This is a genomic window from Arthrobacter sp. Leaf337, from assembly GCF_001423745.1.
Classification (GTDB): Bacteria; Actinomycetota; Actinomycetes; order Actinomycetales; family Micrococcaceae; genus Arthrobacter.
The window spans coordinates 108,079-129,053 of the sequence record NZ_LMPC01000029.1 but is presented as its reverse complement, the minus strand read 5'-3'; the positions used below and the strand labels follow the sequence as shown (position 1 = coordinate 129,053).

The following is a 20,975-nucleotide window of genomic DNA, read 5'->3' as shown; positions in this document are numbered from 1 at the left end:
GAATCGTGGCAGATCCAGCTAGTTACCGACCCCAAACGGGTGAGATTCCAACCAACCCGGGCGTGTACCGCTTCCGGGATCCGCACGGCCGGGTCATCTACGTCGGCAAGGCCAAAAGCCTGCGGTCCCGCCTGAACTCGTACTTCGCCAATCCCGGAGGGCTGCTGCCGAAGACGTACGCCATGGTCCACGCTGCCAGCAGTGTGGAGTGGACGGTCGTCGGAAGTGAGCTTGAGTCGCTCCAGCTGGAGTACACCTGGATCAAGGAATTCAAGCCGCGGTTCAATGTCGTTTTCCGCGACGATAAAACCTACCCCTACCTTGCCGTCACCATGGGGGAGAAGTTCCCCCGCGTGCAGGTGCTGCGCGGAGAACGCCGCAAGGGCACCCGCTACTTCGGCCCGTACACGGCCGGAGCCATTCGCGAAACCATGGACACGCTGCTGCGCGTCTTCCCGGTCCGCAGCTGCAGCCCCGGGGTCCTGAAGCGGGCGCAGGCGAGCGGGCGGCCCTGCCTGCTCGGCTACATCGACAAATGCTCCGCGCCGTGCGTCGGCCGGGTGACGCCGGAGGAACACCGGGCACTGGCGGAGGACTTCTGTTCCTTCATGGGCGGCGAAGCCAAACGCTTCATCGGGCGGCTGGAAAAGGACATGGCCGCGGCTGTTGCCGAGCTTGACTACGAGCGTGCCGCCCGGGTCCGGGACGACATCATCGCCCTCCGGAAGGTCTTCGAACGCAACGCCGTGGTTCTCGCGGAGGACACTGACGCCGATATCTTCGCGCTGCATGAGGACGAGCTGGAGGCAGCCGTGCAGGTGTTCCATGTCCGGGGCGGCCGCGTGCGCGGCCAGCGCGGCTGGGTGGTGGAGAAGGTCGAAGACTTCACGACGCCGGACCTCGTCGAGCACCTGCTCCAGCAGGTCTATGGCGAAGAAGGTGAAACGCAGGGACGGATGCCCCGCGAAGTCCTGGTGCCCGAAGAGCCGAGCAACGCAAACGAACTCGCCCAGTGGCTTTCCGGCCTGCGGGGCGCGAAGGTGGACATCCGGGTCCCGCGCCGCGGCGACAAGGCAGCGCTCATGTCCACGGTGCGGGAAAACGCCGAGCATGCACTGAAGCTGCACAAGTCGCGCCGGGCCGGAGACCTGACCAACCGGTCCTTGGCCCTGCAGGAACTCCAGGAAGCCCTCGACCTACCTGTGGCGCTGCTCCGCATCGAGTGCTTCGACATCTCCCACGTGCAGGGGACCAACGTGGTGGCCTCCATGGTGGTGGTGGAAGACGGCCTTCCCAAGAAGTCCGACTACCGCAAATTCTCCATCACCGGCGCGGCAGCCACGGACGACACGGCCGCCATGCACGACGTTCTCACGAGGCGTTTCCGGAACTACCTCCAGGAGCAGGAGGCTCATGCGGAAGCGGCGAAACTTCCCGGCCACCAGGCCGCGCTTGAGGCCCTGGCCGTCGCTTCCATGCAGGACACCACCACCCCCGCCCCGCGGGCAAAATTCGCCTACCCGCCCAACCTTGTAGTGGTGGACGGCGGCAAGCCCCAGGTCAATGCCGCCGCACGTGCCCTGGCGGAGCTCGGGATCGAGGACGTCTACGTGGTCGGCCTGGCCAAGCGCCTTGAAGAGGTCTGGCTCCCGGACAGTGATTTCCCGGTGATCCTGCCGCGGACGTCCGAGGGACTCTATCTGCTCCAGCGCATCCGCGATGAAGCCCACCGCTTCGCCATCACCTTCCACCGCCAGAAGCGCGGCAAGGCCATGACGGTTTCGGCCCTGGACAGCGTCCCGGGCCTGGGCGAGGCCAAACGCAAAGCACTGCTGGCACAGTTCGGCTCCGTCAAGAGCATCCGCACAGCGAGTGCGGCCGAACTGGCCACAGCCAAGGGCATCGGACCCTCGCTGGCGGACGCCATTGTCAGCCATTTCAGCAGCGCTGCCGCAGCCTCGGGGGCGGAAGCGCCGGCAATCAACATGACCACCGGCGAAATCATTGAAACTTAGCTAGGGTAAGGACCTGAAGCGGAACGCGCGGTTGCGTCGAATTACACAGCAGGAATGGGGCATTGCTCATGGCAGAGTCAACGGCAGGATCCGAAGCGGAACAGGACGGCATGACGCCCGTCAGGCCCGTTGAAGCGGAGCTGCTCGTCGTGACGGGTATGTCCGGGGCAGGACGCAGCACCGCTGCGGACGCCCTCGAGGACCATGGCTGGTATGTGGTGGAGAACCTTCCGCCGCAGATGCTCGGCACCCTGGCTGAGCTTGTGTCCCACGCCCCGCAGTCCATACCCAAGCTCGCCGTGGTGGTGGACGTCCGCAGCAAGGCGCTCTTCACTGATATCCGGACCGCGCTGAAAACCCTTGAGGCGAGCGGTGTCACGTTCCGCGTCCTGTTCCTGGACGCCAATGACGATGTCCTGGTCCGCCGTTTCGAGCAGGGCCGCCGTCCGCACCCGCTCCAGGAAGGCGGACGGATCCTCGACGGCATCGCCGCGGAGCGGGAGCTGTTGCATGAACTCCGCGATTCCGCAGACATTGTGCTGGACACCTCCGAGTTCAACGTCCACGCGCTGGCCACGGCCATCACTGAACTCTTCAGTGAAACCGGCCCCGTGGCCCTGCGGCTCAATGTCATGAGCTTCGGCTTCAAGTACGGCCTGCCGGTGGATGCGAACTTCGTGGTCGACGCGCGCTTCATCCCGAATCCGCACTGGGTTCCGCAGCTCCGCCCGCACACGGGCCTGGACAAGGACGTCAGCGACTACGTCCTTGAGGCCGAAGGGGTCAAGAGCTTCGTGGACCGCTACGTCCTGGCCATCGAGCCCGTGCTGGACGGCTACCGCCGGGAGAACAAGCACTACGCCACCATCGCCGTGGGTTGCACCGGCGGCAAGCACCGGTCGGTCGCGGTCGCGATGGAGCTGTCAAAGAAGCTTGCACAGTATCCCCGGGTCACTGTGACCACCACGCATCGGGACCTGGGCCGGGAGTAATGGGACTGCTTACCGGGCCGCTGCCCCTGGTTCCGCCTGCCGGCGGGACCATCGGCGGGCAGCTGGACAAAGGGCCGTCCGTCGTCGCCCTCGGCGGGGGCCACGGGCTCTCCGCTTCGCTGTCCGCGCTTCGCCTGCTCACCTCCGACCTGACCGCCATCGTCACCGTAGCGGACGACGGCGGGTCCTCCGGCCGCCTGCGCGAGGAGTACGGTGTCCTCCCGCCCGGCGACCTCCGGATGGCACTGACGGCACTGTGTGACGACACCGACTGGGGCCGGACCTGGCGGGACGTCATGCAACACCGCTTCAAGCCGGGGGCAGGCCGCGGCGGTTCCCTGGACGACCACGCCATGGGCAACCTGCTCATCGTCACCCTCTGGGAGCTGCTGGGTGACACCGTGGGCGGCCTGAAGTGGGCCGGCGCGCTGCTCGGTGCCCGCGGACAGGTCCTGCCCATGTCCAGTGAGCCACTGACGATCGAAGGCGAAGTCCGGGTGCCCGGTCCGGACGGAACGTCCACCCTGGAGACGGTCCGAGGCCAGGCCAAGTGTGCGGTGGCGGGTTCGCTGGAAAGCGTCCGGCTCCTGCCGGAATCGGCACATGCCTGCGTCGAAGCCCTGACGGCCATCGAACTGGCTGACTGGGTCATCCTCGGCCCCGGGTCCTGGTACACCTCCGTGCTGCCGCACCTGCTGCTGCCGGAGATGCGCCAGGCGCTTTCCGATACGCCCGCGAGGCGGTGCCTCACCATGAACCTGGCCACGGACACCAAGGAGACCTCCGGAATGTCCGCCGCCGACCACCTGCATGTGCTGCGCAGCTATGCGCCCGACTTCAGCATCGACGTCGTGCTCGCGGACCCCGTGTCCGTGCCGGACGTCGAGGAGTTCAAGCAGGCCGCCGGGATGCTGGGTGCCGAGGTGGTGTTGGGTAAAGTAGGGGCGTCGAGCCGCCGTCCGATCCACGACCCCCTGCGTCTGGCAACGGCGTACCACGATATTTTCGGGAACAGTTAGGAAGGTGCCATGGCACTGACATCATCAGTCAAGGAAGAACTGTCCCGCCTGGACATTAAGAAGTCCTCGGTCCGCAAGGCTGAAGTCTCCGCAATGCTGCGATTCGCCGGCGGCCTCCACATCATTTCGGGCCGGATCGTGATCGAAGCGGAGGTGGACCTCGCGTCCACGGCGCGCCGGCTCCGGGCGGCCATCGCGGAGGTTTACGGCCACCAGAGCGAGATCATCGTCGTCTCCGGCGGCGGGCTCCGCCGCGGCAACCGGTATGTGGTCCGGGTGGTGCGGGACGGCGAAGCCCTCGCCCGCCAGACCGGGCTGCTGGACGCCCGCGGGCGTCCCGTGCGGGGGCTGCCCTCGGCCGTGGTCAACGGCTCCGCCGCCGACGCGGAAGCCGTGTGGCGCGGGGCGTTCCTGGCCCACGGCTCGCTGACCGAACCGGGCCGCTCCTCCGCCATGGAAGTGACGTGTCCAGGACCCGAATCGGCGCTGGCGCTGGTTGGCGCGGCCCGCCGCCTCGGCATCCAGGCCAAGGCCCGCGAAGTCAGGGGAGTGGACCGCGTGGTCATCCGGGACGGCGACACCATCGCCGCCCTGCTCACGCGAATGGGCGCGCACGACGCCCTGATGGTCTGGGAAGAACGCCGCATGCGCAAGGAGGTGCGGGCCACGGCCAACAGGCTGGCCAACTTCGATGACGCCAACCTGCGCCGCTCGGCGCAGGCTGCCGTGGCCGCCGGGGCCAGGGTGGACCGCGCCCTGGAGATCCTCGGTGACGACGTCCCGGACCACCTGAAATACGCGGGTGAACTGCGCGTGGCGCACAAGCAGGCCAGCCTGGACGAACTCGGCCGGCTGGCAGATCCGCCCATGACCAAGGACGCCATTGCCGGCAGGATCCGCAGGCTCCTGGCGATGGCGGACAAGCGTGCCCTCGACCTGGGAATCCCCGGGACCGAGGCCAATGTGACGCCGGAAATGCTGGACGAGTAACGGCGCCCCTAGAATCGAGACCGGGTAACGGAAACCCGCTAAATTTCCGGGTGACCAGTCATCCGGATGCACAATCCGAGAGTTAGCAAACCGGACAACCCGTCCACGACAATGGAGGAATTTGTGACCGAGTACGTACTGCCTGAACTTAGCTACGACTACGCAGCGCTGGAGCCCCACATCTCCGCCCGCATCATGGAGCTGCACCACAGTAAGCACCACGCTGCATACGTGGCCGGCGCCAACAACGCGCTGGCCCAGCTGGCTGAGGCACGCGACAAGGGCGACTTCGCCAACATCAACCGCCTTTCGAAGGACCTGGCTTTCCACACCGGCGGCCACGTCAACCACTCCGTGTTCTGGAACAACCTGTCTCCGGACGGCGGCGACAAGCCCGAGGGTGAACTGGCCGCGGCCATCGACGATGCCTTCGGTTCCTTCGACGCCTTCCGTGCGCAGTTCAGCGCTGCCGCGCTCGGCCTGCAGGGTTCGGGCTGGGGCTTCCTCGCCTACGAGCCCATCGGCGGAAACCTCGTCATCGAGCAGCTGTACGACCAGCAGGGCAACGTTGCACTCGGCACCACGCCGCTGCTCATGCTCGATATGTGGGAGCACGCCTTCTACCTGGACTACGTCAACGTCAAGGCCGACTACGTCAAGGCATTCTGGAACATCGTTAACTGGGCCGACGTCGCCAAGCGCTTCGACGGTGCGCGCCAGAACGCTACGGGCCTCATCACCCTCTAAGCGTGACGGACACGACACCCGCCTGTAACAAACTTCACATTTAGGCCGTTTAGGACCGAATCGTGGAAGGTCGGCCCCCGCACTTGCGGGGGCCGACCTACTTAAACGTAAGATGGATCACGGAAGGCGGTTAGCCTTCAGCAATGTGGCTGGTCGCCCTCCGATCTGGTAATCATCTCTGCCCAATGGCGTGCGGGATCTGTTAGTTGGCTTGAACGCCCGCTCAACTAGTTGTGCTTCTACAAGCACCAAGGAGACTGAAAAAGTGACGACCCGTATTGGTATCAACGGCTTTGGCCGTATCGGCCGCAACTACTTCCGCGCAGCACTCGCACAGGGCGCTGACCTCGAGATCGTTGCAGTCAACGACCTCACCAGCCCCGAGGCGCTGGCCCACCTCTTCAAGTACGACTCCGTGGGCGGCCGCCTGAAGGAGACCATCGAGGTCAAGGACGGCAACATCGTCGTCAACGGCAACGTCGTCAAGGTTCTCGCCGAACGCGATCCCGCCAACCTCCCCTGGGGCGAGCTGGGTGTTGACATCGTTATCGAGTCCACCGGTTTCTTCACCAAGGCTGCTGCCGCGAAGAAGCACATCGACGCCGGCGCCAAGAAGGTCCTGATCTCCGCCCCGGCCTCTGACGAGGACATCACGATCGTGATGGGCGTGAACCACGAGCTGTACGACAACGCCAAGCACCACATCATCTCAAACGCTTCCTGCACCACCAACTGCCTCGGCCCGCTGGCCAAGGTAGTCAACGACGAGTTCGGCATCGAGCGTGGCCTGATGACCACCATCCACGCCTACACCGCCGACCAGAACCTCCAGGACGGCCCGCACAACGACCTGCGCCGTGCCCGCGCCGCCGCCATCAACATGGTCCCCACCTCCACCGGTGCGGCCAAGGCCATCGGCCTGGTTCTTCCCGAGCTCAAGGGCAAGCTGGACGGCTACGCCATCCGCGTTCCCGTCCCCACCGGTTCAGCCACCGACCTCACGGTCACCGTATCCCGCGAGACCACCGTTGAAGAAGTCAACGCAGCGCTGAAGAAGGCATCCGAGTCCGACGCGCTCCAGGGCTTCCTGACCTACACGGATGAGCCGATCGTCTCCTCCGACATCGTGGGCGACCCGGCATCGTCGATCTTTGACTCCGGTTTGACCAAGGTCATCGGCAACCAGGTCAAGGTTGTTTCCTGGTATGACAACGAATGGGGCTACTCGAACCGCCTTGTCGACCTCACGGAGCTCGTCGCAGCCAAGCTGGGCTAGGGTTAGACACATGACATTCCACACCCTCAACGAACTGATCGCTGATGGTGTCCGCGGGCGGTACATTCTGGTCAGAAGTGACCTGAATGTGCCGCTCGACGGCTCTGAAGTGACTGACGACGGCCGCATCAAGGCCTCCCTGCCAGTACTGACGAAGCTCACGGACGCCGGTGCCCGCGTGCTGGTCACAGCCCACCTCGGCCGCCCCAAGGGCGCCCCGGAAGAAAAATACTCCCTCAAGCCCGCCGTGACGCGGCTGGCTGAGCTGGCGTCCTTCAAGGTCGCCCTGGCCGGGGACACCGTTGGTGCTTCGGCCAAGGAGCTTGCCGCTTCGCTGCAGGACGGCGAAGCGCTGGTTCTTGAAAACGTCCGTTTCGATGCCCGTGAGACCAGCAAGGACGACGCCGAACGCGGCGCCTTTGCGGACGAGCTGGTGACATTGACCGGTGATAACGGCGCGTTTGTGGATGATGCTTTCGGCGCCGTCCACCGCAAGCACGCCAGCGTGTACGACGTCGCCACGCGGCTGCCGTCGTACCAGGGCGACCTCGTGCACACCGAGGTCGAGGTGCTGCGCAAGCTCACCACGGAGACCCAGCGGCCCTATGTTGTGGTGCTCGGCGGCTCAAAGGTCTCGGACAAGCTCGCCGTCATTGACAACCTGATCGGCAAGGCGGACACCATCCTGGTAGGCGGCGGAATGCTGTTCACCTTCCTCGCAGCCGAGGGCCACAAAGTGGCCGGAAGCCTGCTGGAAGAAGACCAGATCCCCGTGGTGCAGGACTACCTGAAGCGGGCGGCGGACGCAGGCACTGAGTTCATCGTGCCCACGGACGTCGTGGTCGCGGCCAAGTTCGCCGCGGATGCCGACCACGAGACGGTCAGCGCTGACGCCATCGAAGGCAGCAGCTTCGGAGCACAGGGCATCGGCCTGGATATCGGACCCGAATCGGCGGCTGCCTTCGCCGGCCGGATCAAGGGTGCCAAGACCGTGTTCTGGAACGGCCCCATGGGTGTCTTCGAGTTCGAAGCATTTGCCGGCGGCACCCGTGCCATCGCGCAGGCCCTTACTGAGGCGGATGCCTTCACCGTTGTCGGCGGCGGCGATTCCGCAGCTGCCGTCCGTACGCTGGGCTTCGCGGACGACCAGTTCGGCCACATCTCCACGGGTGGCGGCGCCAGCCTGGAGTACCTCGAAGGCAAGGAACTGCCGGGACTCAGCGTCCTGGACCGCTAGATCCTCCAGCCGGCAGGGCACCCCGCTGAAATATCCGGGGGCCCTGCCGGCTGTTTCCATCACCAGCCCCTTTTGGACAAGCACTTTTGGAGAACACGTGACAACGTCAACGAACGGCAAGTTCGACCGCACGCCCCTCATCGCCGGCAACTGGAAGATGAACATGGACCACGTCCAGGGCATCACCCTGCTGCAGAAGCTGGCCTGGACCCTGTCTGATGCCAAGCATGACTACAGCCGCGCGGAAGTTGCTGTCTTCCCGCCCTTCACCGACCTTCGGGGCGTCCAGACCCTGGTTCAGGGCGATGAACTGGAGGTCGTCTACGGCGGCCAGGACCTGTCGCAGTTCGATTCGGGTGCCTACACCGGTGATATCAGCGGCCAGTTCCTCAACAAGCTGGGTTGCAAGTACGTCCTGGTGGGCCACAGCGAACGGCGCACCGTCCACAACGAGTCCGACGAAGTCCTGAACGCCAAGGTGAAGGCTGCCTTCCGCCACCGCGTCACCCCGGTGCTCTGCGTCGGCGAGGGCCTGGAAATCCGGCAGGCCGGGACCCATGTCCAGCACACCCTTGACCAGCTCCGCGCCGACGTCGAGGGCCTTGCCGCCGAAGAAGCCGCTGAACTCGTGGTCGCCTATGAGCCCGTCTGGGCCATCGGCACCGGCGAGGTTGCCGGACCGCAGGACGCCCAGGAAATGTGTGCTGCCATCCGGGCCGAACTCGTCAGCCTGTTCGGTGACGAAGTCGCCGCGAAGGTCCGCCTGCTCTACGGCGGTTCGGTCAAGGCCAACAACGTCGCGGCCATCCTCAACGAACGCGACGTCGACGGCGTGTTGGTGGGCGGGGCCAGCCTCGATCCCGCTGAGTTTGCTAATATTGTCAGGTTCGAGAGTCACCTGCTGACGGATTAGTCCGGACACAGGCGTGACCCCCGCAATCATCAACTTCTGAAAGGCCGTCGTGGACGTTCTTCATGTCATTCTGCAGATCCTCCTGGGCATCACCAGCCTCCTGCTGACGCTGCTCATCCTGCTCCACAAGGGACGGGGCGGCGGTCTGTCGGACATGTTCGGCGGCGGCATGAGCTCGGGCCTGAGCTCGTCCGGCGTGGCCGAACGCAACCTCAACAGGTTCACGGTCATCCTCGGGGTCACCTGGGGCGTTGTTATTATCGCGCTCGGCCTGCTGATGCGCTTCTCCGGCGGCGACTCCTAGCAGCTGCTTTTCCGCACAGAATCGGGACCGGGAATTTTCCAGGAATTTACACATTCCCGGTACTAACGGCCCTGCCGCCGTCGGGAACTCCGAATTACACTGTGGCTGTTGGTGTCCAATACCGGTCAGTCAAGTAGCCAGGAGTTCCCGATGGTGCATGCTGCTTCAGGGTTCCGGGGAACCCGTGTCGGGGCGGCCGAAGGGTCGGCCCCAAAAATTCAGCCTAACGACGTCGTCGGTGAACGCTTGCCGCGTATTCGTGTTTCTTATTGGTGCGCCAAGGGACACGAGACGCGGCCAGTTTTCATTAAGCTCCCGGAAGACCAGATACCGGCCGTCTGGGACTGCCGCCGCTGCGGAGGCATGGCATCGCGGGACGAGAGCCGGGTCGAGCTCCCGCATCATGCCGAAGAAGGCTACAAGAGTCACCTTGAGTACGTTAAAGAGCGGCGCTCCAGCCAGGACGCAGAAGATGTGCTGGCTGGAGCGCTGGAACGGCTACGAGCCCGCGGGACCTTTACGGACTAGCTGCTCGGGAACCCGTGCGGCTGCATTCTCATCGATCAGCCAGAGCGTCTGTGAGCGCCCGGTGGGCCCAGCCGCCGGAACCTGAACCGGGTTGGCGCCAGCCAGGGCGAGCCCCACAGCGCCGGCCTTGTCCTCGCCCGCGACAACCATCCAGACCTCGCTGGCCGTGTTGATTGCCGGTAGGGTCAGGGAAATCCGTTCGGGTGGGGGTTTCGGAGAATTCCGGACCCCCACGACCGTGAGCTCCTTTTCCCTGATGCCTGCCTGTTCAGGGAACAACGAGGCCACATGGGCATCCGGACCCACGCCAAGAAGGACCACGTCGAACCGGGGAAGTGTCCCCGGGTTCTCGGGACGGTCATCGGACATGTCCGCGGCATGCTCCTCCGCGGCTGCCTCGGCAAGGCGGCGCGCGTAGTCGGCGGCAGCCTCCTCCGGGCTGGCGAAGTCGTCCGTTGAACCCGGTTCGTGCACCCGTTCCGGGTCAACCGCTATGTGGGACAGCAGGGCCTCATGGGCCTGGAGCGTGTTCCGGTCGCTGTCGGTGCCGCCAACGAATCGCTCGTCGCCCCACCAGAAATTAACCTTCGACCAATTCACGGCCGGTGCCGCCGCGGAGTCGGCAACCGCCTTGAGCGTTCCGATCCCCACAGTGCCGCCTGTAAGCACCACCGTCGCCTCACCGTGTTTGTCCTGGACGTCCACGAGTTTGGTGATGAGCCGCGCTGCGATGGCCGCCATCAATACGGATGAGTCGGGGTGGATGCTTACTCTGGGATCAGCGCTCACTGGGACGGACACTCCTTAGATTTGTACGGGGCAGTCCAATAGTAATCACTTCACCGAACACTTCGTCGGGATCCAGTCGGCGGAGTTCTTCGGCGAGGCAGTCGCGCAGGCTTCGGCGCGGGAGCGAGATGCGCTGTGCCGGCTGGCCCGGCTGGGTCAGCTCCGCCACGGACAGGCCGGGACGGAACAGCTGGACGTCGCCGCTGGCACGGCTCAGCCGAACTCGGCGGATGCCGGTTCCGGCGGGGTCGGCCACGATGGTCACCGGGGCATCCAGGGCCAATGTCAGCCATGCCGCCAGGAGGAGGGTGCTGGGGGAGTCCGAGGCGCCTTCCACGGCGACGGCCGTGACGGGCGAGGAGTCCACCTGGTCGAGAACGGCCGCGAGCTGTATCCGCCAGTTGGTGAGGCGGGTCCAGGCGAGGTCGGTGTCGCCGGCCTTGTAGGTGTTGCGGATGTTGTCCAGCGCCTTCTGCGGGTCCTCCTCGTTGGCGGAGTCGGTGATCCGGCGGTGGGCTATCCGGCCGATGGAGGTCTCACACGCGCTCTTGGGTGCACCGTGCGGCCACCAGGCCACGATCGGCGCGTCGGGGAGCAGCAGTGCGGCCACGAGGGACTCGCTTTCCTCGGCGAGCTCGCCGTAACCCCGCAGCACGATCACTTCGGAGGCACCGGCGTCCCCGCCCACACGGATCTGGGCGTCCAGGCGGGTCGGCGCGCTGGCGCCGGCGTCCGCGAGGACGATGATCCGGCAGGGGTGTTCCCGGCTGGCGTCGTTGGCCGCTTCGATGGCCTCCTCTTCCAGCCCGGACTTAGTGACCACCACGAGGGTCAACACCCGTCCGAGTGCGATCACGCCGCCCTGCTCGCGCAGGGACATGATCTTCTTGGAGATGGCTGAGGTTGTTGTATCGGGAAGATCTACGATCATGGCCTTCTCCAGGTTCGTCCGTCACGGGCAAGCAGCTCGTCGGCCGCGGCCGGGCCCCAGCTTCCGGGGGCGTACGGCTCGGGCTGTTCGCCCAGGCTTGCCCAGTACTCTTCAAAGGGATCCAGGATCTTCCAGGACAGTTCCACTTCCTGGTGCCGCGGGAACAGCGGCGGTTCGCCCAGCAGCACATCCAGGATGAGCCGCTCGTACGCTTCGGGGCTGGACTCGGTGAACGAGTGGCCGTAGCCGAAGTCCATCGTCACGTCGCGGACTTCCATCTGCGTGCCGGGAACCTTGGATCCGAACCTGATGGTCGCGCCTTCGTCGGGCTGGACCCGGATGACCACGGCGTTCTGGCCGAAGTCGTCCTCGCCGTGGTCGCGGAACAGCAGGTTGGGGGCGCGCTTGAAGACGACGGCAATTTCCGTCACGCGGCGTCCCAGCCGCTTGCCTGCACGCAGGTAGAACGGCACACCGGCCCAGCGCCGGGTGTGGATGTCCACGCGGATGGCCGCGTAGGTTTCCGTGGTGGAGTCGGCGGGGATGCCTTCCTCCTCCAGGTAGCCGAGGACCTGCTCGCCGCCCTGCCAGCCGCCGGCGAACTGACCGCGCGCCGAGTGGGTGGACAGGTCATCCGGGAGCTTTACGGCAGCCAGAACCTTTTCCTTCTCGGCCCGCAGGTCGTCGGCGTTGAAGGAAATAGGTTCCTCCATGGCCGTCAGCGCCAGGAGCTGGAGCAGGTGGTTCTGAATGACGTCGCGGGCAGCGCCCACGCCGTCGTAGTAGCCGGCCCGGCCGCCGGTGCCGATGTCCTCGGCCATGGTGATCTGGACGTGGTCAACGTAATTGGCATTCCAGAGCGGCTCGAACAGCTGGTTCGCGAAGCGCAGCGCCAGGATGTTCTGAACCGTCTCCTTGCCCAGGTAGTGGTCGATCCGGAACACCGCATCCGGCGGGAACACGGACTCCACAATGTCATTGAGCTGCCGGGCCGACTCAAGGTCGTGCCCGAACGGCTTCTCAATGACCACACGGCGCCACTTATCGCCCTCCGCCTGCGCCAGGCCATGCTTGGACAGCTGCCGGCAGACCTGCTCGAACGCCTTCGGCGGGATGGACAGGTAGAACGCGTGGTTCCCGCGCGTTCCGCGCTGCTCATCCAGTTCATCGATCGTGTCGCCGAGCCGCTCAAAGGCGTCATCGTCGTCGAACTCGCCCTGGACAAACCGGATGCCCTCCGAAAGCTGGTTCCACACCGCCTCATCAAACGGGGTCCTGGCGTAGGCCATCACGGCAGCTTTCACCTCGGCGGCGAAGTCCTCGTTCTCCCACTGCCGCCGGGCAAAGCCCACCAGGGCAAAGCTCGGCGGCAGCAGGCCACGATTAGCCAGGTCATACACAGCAGGCATGAGCTTCTTGCGGGCGAGGTCTCCGGTTACTCCGAAGAGGACCAGCGAGGAGGGACCGGCAATACGATTCAGCCGGCGGTCCCGGGGGTCCCTCAGCGGGTTGCGGCCCCGCCCAGCAGATTTCCTGCTGCCGTTTTCAGTTTCTGGCATGGTTGCTTCGGTGCCTTAACTTTCAGTGTGGGATGCTGCCTGGCCGGCGAGCTCTGAAACAATGTCCTGCAGCTGCTTCACGCCGGCAGCGCGGTCCGTGAGGTGCAGGCGGAGGACGGGACGGCCGTGCTCGGTGAGAACCTGGGCGTCGCCGGTGGCCTGCGCCGAGATCAGCTCACCGAACGTGAACGGCCGCTCCGGGATGGACAGGTCCGTGGGGGAGTCGGCAGTTACCTGCAGGAACACGCCGATGGCGGGTCCTCCCTTGTGGAACTGGCCGGTGGAGTGGAGGAAGCGCGGGCCCCAGCCGAACGTCACCGGACGACCGGTGGCCGCAGCGAGCTGGTCGCGGACCCCTTCGAACGGGGCGTAAGCCAGCCGGTCGAAGTAGGCCTGGACGCTGAGGTAGCTGTCGTCAGCGAGCTGAGAGAGCAGTGCGGACACGGCTGCGGACGCCGTGGAGGCATCACCCAGCCAGTCGCCGCCGCGGACCTCAATGGCGCCGTCGACGAAATTGGCGGGGGTCGGCTCCGGCTGTGCGTCCAGCAGTCCGCGGGCCGCTATCTTGGCGGCCTCGACGTCGGGCTGGTCGTACGGGTTGATGCCGAGCAGTCGGCCGGCCACTACCGTTGCGAATTCCCACACCATCATCTGCGTTGCCAGGCCGCCGGCAATGGCGACCTGGTTTTCGCCGAGCTGCACGTCGTCGGCGTCGGCCGCCACCAGGCGCACCACCAGGACGTCAGCCGCACCCGAGGTGACCTCCGGCGCGGACGGGCCGGCTACGACCGGAAGTACTCCGGTGCCGAGCTTGCCGGTGGATTCGGCGATGAGCTGTTCGGCCCAGTCGGCGAAGCCGACGATGCCGGATCCGTCTTCCGCAATGACGATCTTGTTGCGCAGCGGGTTGGTGCCGCCAAGGGCCGTTCCCAGGGCGAGGCCGATGTTCTCGGGTGCGTCCTCGTTGAGGATTTCGGCTGCCTCTTCGGCTTCATCCAGGAAACCCTGGATGTCCACTCCGGCCAGGCCGCAGGGGACCAGTCCGAAGGCGGTCAGTGCCGAGAAGCGGCCGCCGACGTTGGGGTCGGCGTTGAAGACGGCGCGGTAGCCCGCCTCCCGTGAGGCCTTGTCCAACGGTGAGCCCGGATCGGTGACGATCACGATGCGGCTTTTGGCATCGATGCCGGCGTCGGTGAAGGCCTGCTCGAAGATCCGACGCTGGGAATCCGTCTCCACCGTGGAACCCGACTTGGACGAAACCACAATCGCGGTTTCGGCAAGACGGTCCACCAATGCAGCACTGACCTGTTCCGGGTCGGTGCTGTCAAGCACAGTCAGCTCGACGCCAGCGGTGCCCGCGATGACCTCAGGTGCCAGCGAGGAGCCGCCCATGCCGCAGAGGACAATGCGCGTCACGCCTTCGGCCTTCAGTGCATCGCGGAGTTCCAGGATGCCGCTGACCAGGGGCTGGGAGACGGTAGCCGCCTCGACCCAGCCCAGCCGAATGGCGGATTCCTGTTCGGCGTCCGGACCCCACAGGGTATGGTCCTTCGCGAAAATCCGGGTGGCAATGCGGTCTTCCAGCAGTGCTGGGAGGTGCTGCTCAAGTGCCTCGCGGGCTGCGCCGGTGGCGTCGTAGCTGAGTGTGCTCATGATGGGTTAGGAAGCCTTCCGTGCAGAGGCCAGGGCGCCTTCGACGTCACCCAGCAGTTCCTTCCAGCTGGCCACGAACTTGTCCAGGCCTTCGGATTCAAGCAGTGCCACGACTTCGTTGTAGGAAATCCCCAGTGCGTCGAGGGCGTTCAGCGTTGCATTCGCGTCGTCGTAGCCGCGGGTGACGGTGTCGCCCGTGACGACGCCGTGGTCAAAGGTGGCGTCCAGGGTCTTCTCCGGCATGGTGTTGACCACGCCGGGTGCGACGAGTTCGGTGACGTAGAGCGTGTCCGGGTAGGCCGGGTCCTTTACACCGGTGGAAGCCCACAGTGGACGCTGCGGCAGGGCGCCGGCTTCGGCCAGCAGGGCCCAGCGTTCGGTGGAGAAGAGTTCTTCATAGACCTGGTAAGCCAGGCGGGCGTTGGCCAGTCCGGCCTTGCCCTTGAGTGCCTTGGCTTCGTCGGTTCCGACGGCGTCGAGGCGCTTGTCGATTTCGGCGTCCACGCGGGAGACGAAGAAGGACGCGACCGAGTGGATCTTGGAGAGGTCGTGGCCGTTGCCCTTGGCCTGCTCCAGGCCGGACTGGAAAGCGTTGATGACAGCGCGGTAGCGTTCCAGCGAGAAGATCAAGGTGACGTTGACGCTGATGCCCTCGGCCAGGGTCGCCGTGATGGCTTCGAGGCCTTCAAGGGTTGCCGGGATCTTGATCAGGACGTTGTCCTTGCCGACCTTCTTGTACAGGTGCTTCGCTTCGGCGATGGTGCCGGCGGTGTCCCAGGCGAGGCGGGGATCCACTTCGATGGACACGCGGCCGTCAACACCCTTGGTCGCGGCGGCTACGGGAGCGAACAGGTCGCAGGCGTCGGCGACGTCGGTGGTGGTGATTTCGAAGACGGTCTCTTCAACGGTGGCGCCGGCCGCTGCCTGGGCTGCGATGACGGTGTCGTAGTCGTGGCCGGTCGTGATGGCGGCGTGGAAGATGGACGGGTTGGTGGTGACGCCAACGACGTTCTTCTCTTCGATGAGCTTGCGCAGGGTGCCGGTCTGCAGGCGGCCGCGGGAGAGGTCGTCAAGCCAGATCGAGACGCCGGCGTCCGAGAGCTGCTGGGTGGGGGTAGTCATGTCATTAACTCCTGGAAATCATGGGTTCCGGGGGACCTGGGTCCCCCGGAACCGTGGTGTTGGATCAGTTGGCGAGACCTGCGAGGGATTCCTTCGCGGCGGCGGTGACTGCTTCGGCGGTGATGCCGAATTCCTGGAAGAGGCGCTTGTAGTCGGCGGAGGCGCCGAAGTGCTCGAGGCTGATGGAACGGCCGGCGTCGCCAACGAATTCCTTCCAGCCCAGGGCAAGCCCGGCTTCGACGGAGACACGTGCCTTGACGCTGGCCGGGAGGACGGCGTCGCGGTAGGCGGCGTCCTGCTTGTTGAACCACTCGACACACGGCATCGACACCACGCGGGTTGGGATGCCTTCGGCCTGGAGCGCTTCGCGGGCGTTCACGGCCAGCTGGACCTCGGACCCGGTGCCGATCAGGATGACCTGGGCGTCTGCGGTTTTGCCGTCCTTGGACGCTTCGGCCAGGACGTAGCCGCCCTTGGCAACACCGGAGACGGCACCGAAGGTGTCGCCCTCGGCGTCGCCTTCGCCGCGGGCGTAGGTGGGGATGTTCTGGCGGGTCAGGACAATGCCGGCCGGGTTCTCGTGGTTTTCGAGCATGACCTTCCAGGCTGCGGCGACCTCGTTGGCGTCACCGGGGCGGACAACGTCCAGGCCCGGGATGGCGCGCAGTGAGGCCAACTGCTCCACCGGCTGGTGGGTGGGGCCGTCTTCGCCCAGGCCGATCGAGTCGTGCGTCCATACATACAGGGACGGGACACCCATCAGTGCACCGAGGCGGATGGCCGGACGCTGGTAGTCGGAGAAGATCAGGAACGTGCCGGAGAACGCGCGGGTCTTGCCGTGCAGGGCGATGCCGTTCACGATCGAGGCCGCGGCGTGCTCACGGATGCCGAAGTGCAGGACCCTGCCGTAGGGGTTGCCCTTCCACGCCTCGGTGGAGCGGGAAGCGGGAATGAACGACGGCGAACCCTCGATGGTGGTGTTGTTGGATTCGGCGAGGTCGGCCGAACCGCCCCACAGTTCCGGCATGACCGGGCCGATTGCGTTCAGGACCTTGCCCGACGCGGCGCGGGTGGAGACGTCCTTGCCGGCTTCGAACACGGGCAGGGCGCCGTCGAGCTCGACGGGCAGCTTGCGGGCCTCGACTCGCTCGAGCAGTGCGGCCGCTTCCGGGTTCCCGGCCTGCCATGCTTCGAAAGAGTCCTGCCATTCGGTGCGGGCGGCGGCACCGCGGTCCACGACGGCGCGGGCGTGGGCCAGCACCTCCTCGTCAACCTCGAAAGTCTTCGCGGGGTCAAAGCCCAGCACGCTCTTCAGTGCCGCGACTTCCTCGGCGCCCAAGGCCGAGCCATGGATCTTGCCGGTGTTCTGCTTCTTCGGGGCCGGGTAGCCGATGATGGTGCGCAGCGACACGATCGAGGGCTTGGAGGTCTCCGCCTTCGCGGCGATCAGGGCGGCGTACAGTTCCTGCACGTCTTCCTTGTATTCGCCGGTCTTGGTCCAGTCCACGCGCTGGACGTGCCAGCCGTAGGCCTCGTAGCGCTTGAGGACGTCTTCGGTGAAGGCGACGTCGGTGTCGTCTTCGATGGAGATGTGGTTCTCGTCGTAAACAACGACAAGGTTGCCGAGTTCCTGGTGGCCGGCCAGCGAGGAAGCCTCGGAGGTCACGCCTTCCTGGAGGTCGCCGTCGGACGCAATGACCCAGATGGTGTGGTCAAACGGGGACTCACCGGCGGGAGCGTCGGCGTCGAACAGGCCGCGTTGGCGGCGCTGGGAGTACGCGAAGCCGACCGAGGAGGCCAGGCCCTGGCCCAGCGGGCCGGTGGTGATCTCCACACCGGCGGTGTGCTTGTACTCCGGGTGCCCCGGTGTCAGCGAACCCCAGGTACGCAACGCCTTCAGGTCCTTCAGTTCCAGGCCGTAACCGGAGAGGAACAGCTGGATGTACAGCGTCAGGGACGTGTGGCCGGGGGAGAGGATGAACCGGTCGCGGCCGATCCAGTCCGGGTTCTTCGGGTCATGGCGCATCAGCTTCTGGAAGAGAAGGTACGCAGCCGGGGCCAGGCTCATCGCGGTGCCCGGGTGGCCGTTCCCTACTTTTTCGACCGCATCCGCGGCCAGAATGCGGACCGTATCAACGGCTCGCTGGTCCAAACTGGTCCATGACAGTTCTTGCTCTTCCAAATGTGGCACGAAAACCGGGCCCCTCTCTGTGCTGACGGCAGGTGGTACGAACAGGCCGGAGCGGGGGCACGCATGTTGGTGCCCGCTGCGGTTAGTACCAGCCGTTCACCATTGAAACGTTGATCTTCATTCAGTCGCGTTCGAGATTCCGGGAATGCGCATTCCATTGGCATTCCTTGCGTGCTGATCTGCAGACAGCTTAGCCCCATTCCAAGGGCTGGTCAGCGTGTATCTCACTAAGTGGACTGAATTTTCCTTATATGAATCACCACGCTGCGCCACTGCCGTGAGGATCGGTTAACCTGCCGGAATCATGGAGGCTTTGGGCGCCGGAGAGCCACGGTATGATATTCGGAGGCCACCGCCGGAGGGAGCGGGCCCTTTTTGGGCCGCCGCCGCTGCGAGAACCAGCCGGACTGAACAGCCAGACAGAACAGAGTGACTGCCACCGTGAGCACAACAGATACGCCGCTGAACGCCTCCCGGCTCCCCGGAAAGATCGGGATAGCCCGCAAAGCCAAGGCGTACCTTGCCCTCACGAAACCGCGGGTCATCGAGCTCCTGCTTGTGAGCACTCTGCCCACCATGATCTACGCCGAACGCGGATTCCCCTCCATCGGGCTGATCCTGGCGACGCTCGTGGGTGGAGCGTTCGCTGCCGGCAGTGCCGGTGCGTTCAACTGCTACATCGACCGCGACATCGACAAATTGATGCACCGGACCGAGAACCGGCCCCTGGTAACCGGTGAAGTGACACCGCGCGAAGCGCTCGTGTTTTCCTGGTTGCTGGGTGCGGCCGCCATCGCGATCCTCTGGTTCGGCGCCAACCCTCTCTCAGCATGGCTTGGCCTCGGCGCCATCGTCTTCTACGTGGTCATTTACACAATGATCCTCAAGCGCCGCACGGCCCAGAACATCGTCTGGGGCGGAGCGGCAGGCTGCTTCCCGGTCCTGATCGCCTGGTCCGCCGTGACCAACACTGTGGAGTGGCCGGCCATCGTCCTGTTCATGGTGATCTTCCTGTGGACTCCGCCGCACTACTGGCCGCTGTCCATGCGCTACGGCGAGGACTACCGCAACGCCAACGTGCCGATGCTCGGAGCAATTGCGGGTGCGAAGGTGGTCTCGGTCCAGGTCGTCCTGTACGCGTGGGCCATGGTTGCCTGCTCGCTGCTGCTGGTCCCTGCGGGCGGGGCGGGCTGGGTATACACCGTCACCGCCGTCGTCGCCGGCGCCTGGTTCCTGTATGAATCGCACGCCCTGTACAACCGGGCCCAGGGTGGCGACGTCTCCAACAAGGGCGCCATGAAGGTCTTCCACGGTTCAATCAGCTACCTGACCCTGCTCTTCATCGCACTGGCCGTGGACCCCTTCGTGGGTTCAGCCATCATGGGCTAGCCCCCTTCCCACTTCCTAACCCCGGACGCTCTCTCACTTCCTGCCGTTTAATACCGGACGCTCTCTCACCTCTAGTGGCAAAATCGGCAACGCTCTCTCAGCTTCCGCGGCTTCCCGGAAAGGCTCCTTCACCCCAGGGTGAAGGAGCCTTTCGTTTTGGGCCGCAGGATCTGAGAGAGCGTCGGTGAAAAGCCCGCAGGATCTGAGAGAGCGTCCGCCCAAATACCGCAGGAAGTGAGAGAGCGTCCGCCAAGGTCAGGCGGGCAAAGAGAAGCACCCCGGTCAAGAAATGCTGACCGGGGTGCTCATCGGGCTGTACTGCTTGACGGAGGCTGCCTTACGTGACGGCCTCGTGCTGCAGCACGACCAGTCCTTACTTGACCGGGCTGAACCTTGCGATGTCCGCGGCGTTCGTGGCGGCGCTCATGAGCAGCGCGGCACCCAGCATGTGGGCACCCACCAGCAAGGCGGGAATGCCGTTGTAATACTGCGTGAAGCCAATGGCCGCCTGCAGCACAGTTACTCCAAGAAGCAACACCACGGCAGTGCGGAAGGGGCCTTGGATCCGGTCCCGGAGCACAAGGAACACACCGAACAGCGCTCCGGCGGTGACGAGATAGGCAGGCACCGCGTGGATGTGTGAGAAGAGGTCCCAGTCAAGGCCGTTCCTGGGGGCATCCGCATCACCCGCGTGCGGTCCGGCGCCCGTCACCACCACTCCAAGGGTCACGGCGACGGCAGAGAACAGGGCGACGGCGGCCATCACCGGACGTGCGGCGCCCGGAAGGGCGGGAAGCCCGACGGCGGGGAACCGTCCCGTACGTCCGTACGCCCTGTTGACCAGCAGGGTGGCAATAACAACGAGGGCCATCGAGACGAGGAAGTGCAGGCCCACGACCCACGGGTTGAGCTGGGTGAGCACCGTAACGCCGCCGATGACGGCCTGTGCCGGGATGCTGGCCAGCAGGCCCAGGGCCAACAGGAAGAGGTCCCGTCGCTCTTTGCGGAGGTTCCACAAGTAGACCAACATCAGGACTGCGATTGCGGCCAGGGCGAACGTCAGGAGCCGGTTTCCGAATTCGATGAACCCGTGGATACCCATCTCCGGTGTGTTGACCAGGGACACGTCGGTGCAGCGGGGCCAGGTGGGGCAGCCGAGCCCGGACGCGGTGAGGCGGACCGCGCCGCCGGTTACCACGAGCACCGTCTGGCCGATGAGTGACAGGACGGCCAGCCGGCGGACGGTCGAGTCGACCGTAACTGGGAGCTTGGACGTCATGCGTCCGAGGATTTGGGGGAGGCGCGATGCCGTACTCACGG

The 20,975-nt window shown here is 65.3% G+C and carries 18 protein-coding genes; 11 read left to right on the top strand and 7 right to left on the bottom strand.

The features are described 5' to 3' along the window. The first annotated feature begins 5 nt into the window (after positions 1 to 5). The 10 genes from uvrC to ASF98_RS23880 all read left to right on the top strand — a co-directional run bounded on the left by uvrC (position 6) and on the right by ASF98_RS23880 (position 10,021). Positions 6 to 2,015: an excinuclease ABC subunit UvrC gene (gene uvrC / locus ASF98_RS20295; RefSeq protein ID WP_055805928.1), complete on the top strand. Its 2,010-nt coding sequence runs from the start codon at positions 6 to 8 to the stop codon at positions 2,013 to 2,015. A gap of 68 nt (positions 2,016 to 2,083) precedes the next feature. After that, positions 2,084 to 3,007: an RNase adapter RapZ gene (gene rapZ, locus ASF98_RS20290; protein ID WP_055806640.1), complete on the top strand. Its 924-nt coding sequence runs from the start codon at positions 2,084 to 2,086 to the stop codon at positions 3,005 to 3,007. After that, the gene (locus ASF98_RS20285) at positions 3,007 to 4,026 is read left to right on the top strand and encodes a gluconeogenesis factor YvcK family protein (protein WP_055805926.1); all 1,020 of its coding nucleotides are present in this window, start codon (positions 3,007 to 3,009) and stop codon (positions 4,024 to 4,026) included. Before rapZ ends, ASF98_RS20285 begins: the two co-directional genes overlap by 1 nt. Before the next feature lie 9 nt (positions 4,027 to 4,035). After that, positions 4,036 to 5,016 (top strand): DNA-binding protein WhiA, encoded by a 981-nt coding sequence (gene whiA / locus ASF98_RS20280; RefSeq protein ID WP_011691931.1) that lies wholly within the window; start codon positions 4,036 to 4,038, stop codon positions 5,014 to 5,016. Between the two features lie 123 nt (positions 5,017 to 5,139). Next, positions 5,140 to 5,763: a superoxide dismutase gene (locus ASF98_RS20275; RefSeq protein ID WP_055805923.1), complete on the top strand. Its 624-nt coding sequence runs from the start codon at positions 5,140 to 5,142 to the stop codon at positions 5,761 to 5,763. Between the two features lie 265 nt (positions 5,764 to 6,028). After that, entirely contained in the window at positions 6,029 to 7,039 is a 1,011-nt protein-coding gene (gene gap / locus ASF98_RS20270) for a type I glyceraldehyde-3-phosphate dehydrogenase (RefSeq protein WP_055805911.1), read from the top strand. A 10-nt stretch (positions 7,040 to 7,049) separates the two neighbouring features. Next, positions 7,050 to 8,276 carry a phosphoglycerate kinase gene (locus ASF98_RS20265; RefSeq protein ID WP_055805908.1) on the top strand — a complete coding sequence of 409 codons (1,227 nt, stop codon included), beginning with the start codon at positions 7,050 to 7,052 and terminating at the stop codon, positions 8,274 to 8,276. A gap of 97 nt (positions 8,277 to 8,373) precedes the next feature. Further along, entirely contained in the window at positions 8,374 to 9,189 is an 816-nt protein-coding gene (tpiA, locus tag ASF98_RS20260) for a triose-phosphate isomerase (RefSeq protein ID WP_055805905.1), read from the top strand. Positions 9,190 to 9,238: 49 nt separating this feature from the next. Then, complete coding sequence (gene secG / locus ASF98_RS20255; protein WP_055805901.1) at positions 9,239 to 9,493, top strand: preprotein translocase subunit SecG; 255 nt, start codon at positions 9,239 to 9,241, stop codon at positions 9,491 to 9,493. A 150-nt stretch (positions 9,494 to 9,643) separates the two neighbouring features. After that, on the top strand, positions 9,644 to 10,021 hold the full coding sequence (locus ASF98_RS23880; RefSeq protein ID WP_082506971.1) for an RNA polymerase-binding protein RbpA: 378 nt from the start codon (positions 9,644 to 9,646) through the stop codon (positions 10,019 to 10,021). Here the strand turns inward: ASF98_RS23880 and pgl are convergent. The 6 genes from pgl to tkt all read right to left on the bottom strand — a co-directional run bounded on the left by pgl (position 9,992) and on the right by tkt (position 18,257). Then, positions 9,992 to 10,810 (bottom strand): 6-phosphogluconolactonase, encoded by an 819-nt coding sequence (pgl, locus tag ASF98_RS20250; RefSeq protein ID WP_055805899.1) that lies wholly within the window; start codon positions 10,808 to 10,810, stop codon positions 9,992 to 9,994. The genes ASF98_RS23880 and pgl overlap by 30 nt on opposite strands. Further along, complete coding sequence (locus tag ASF98_RS20245; RefSeq protein ID WP_055805896.1) at positions 10,800 to 11,741, bottom strand: glucose-6-phosphate dehydrogenase assembly protein OpcA; 942 nt, start codon at positions 11,739 to 11,741, stop codon at positions 10,800 to 10,802. Before ASF98_RS20245 ends, pgl begins: the two co-directional genes overlap by 11 nt. Beyond that, positions 11,738 to 13,300: a glucose-6-phosphate dehydrogenase gene (gene zwf / locus ASF98_RS20240; protein WP_055805893.1), complete on the bottom strand. Its 1,563-nt coding sequence runs from the start codon at positions 13,298 to 13,300 to the stop codon at positions 11,738 to 11,740. Before zwf ends, ASF98_RS20245 begins: the two co-directional genes overlap by 4 nt. Before the next feature lie 15 nt (positions 13,301 to 13,315). After that, complete coding sequence (locus tag ASF98_RS20235) at positions 13,316 to 14,953, bottom strand: hypothetical protein (protein ID WP_055805890.1); 1,638 nt, start codon at positions 14,951 to 14,953, stop codon at positions 13,316 to 13,318. A gap of 6 nt (positions 14,954 to 14,959) precedes the next feature. Further along, positions 14,960 to 16,075 (bottom strand): transaldolase, encoded by a 1,116-nt coding sequence (gene tal, locus ASF98_RS20230; RefSeq protein ID WP_055805888.1) that lies wholly within the window; start codon positions 16,073 to 16,075, stop codon positions 14,960 to 14,962. A 64-nt stretch (positions 16,076 to 16,139) separates the two neighbouring features. Next, the gene (gene tkt, locus ASF98_RS20225; RefSeq protein WP_055805885.1) at positions 16,140 to 18,257 is read right to left on the bottom strand and encodes a transketolase; all 2,118 of its coding nucleotides are present in this window, start codon (positions 18,255 to 18,257) and stop codon (positions 16,140 to 16,142) included. Between the two features lie 438 nt (positions 18,258 to 18,695). Between tkt and ASF98_RS20220 the strand changes: the two genes are divergently transcribed. Further along, the gene (locus tag ASF98_RS20220) at positions 18,696 to 19,655 is read left to right on the top strand and encodes a heme o synthase (protein WP_055805882.1); all 960 of its coding nucleotides are present in this window, start codon (positions 18,696 to 18,698) and stop codon (positions 19,653 to 19,655) included. Between the two features lie 373 nt (positions 19,656 to 20,028). Here ASF98_RS20220 and ASF98_RS20215 read toward each other — a convergent pair whose 3' ends face one another. Next, positions 20,029 to 20,973: a COX15/CtaA family protein gene (locus ASF98_RS20215; RefSeq protein WP_055805879.1), complete on the bottom strand. Its 945-nt coding sequence runs from the start codon at positions 20,971 to 20,973 to the stop codon at positions 20,029 to 20,031. Positions 20,974 to 20,975 lie beyond the last annotated feature (2 nt).

Excerpts from the sequence above, each read along its gene's own strand:
- rapZ (WP_055806640.1), top strand. The coding sequence starts at position 2,084 with ATGGCAGAGTCAACGGCAGGATCCGAAGCGGAACAGGACGGCATGACG.
- ASF98_RS20285 (WP_055805926.1), top strand. The coding sequence starts at position 3,007 with ATGGGACTGCTTACCGGGCCGCTGCCCCTGGTTCCGCCTGCCGGCGGG.
- whiA (WP_011691931.1), top strand. The coding sequence starts at position 4,036 with ATGGCACTGACATCATCAGTCAAGGAAGAACTGTCCCGCCTGGACATT.
- ASF98_RS20265 (WP_055805908.1), top strand. The coding sequence starts at position 7,050 with ATGACATTCCACACCCTCAACGAACTGATCGCTGATGGTGTCCGCGGG.
- ASF98_RS23880 (WP_082506971.1), top strand. The coding sequence starts at position 9,644 with ATGGTGCATGCTGCTTCAGGGTTCCGGGGAACCCGTGTCGGGGCGGCC.
- ASF98_RS20245 (WP_055805896.1), bottom strand. The coding sequence starts at position 11,741 with ATGATCGTAGATCTTCCCGATACAACAACCTCAGCCATCTCCAAGAAG.
- zwf (WP_055805893.1), bottom strand. The coding sequence starts at position 13,300 with ATGCCAGAAACTGAAAACGGCAGCAGGAAATCTGCTGGGCGGGGCCGC.
- ASF98_RS20235 (WP_055805890.1), bottom strand. The coding sequence starts at position 14,953 with ATGAGCACACTCAGCTACGACGCCACCGGCGCAGCCCGCGAGGCACTT.
- tal (WP_055805888.1), bottom strand. The coding sequence starts at position 16,075 with ATGACTACCCCCACCCAGCAGCTCTCGGACGCCGGCGTCTCGATCTGG.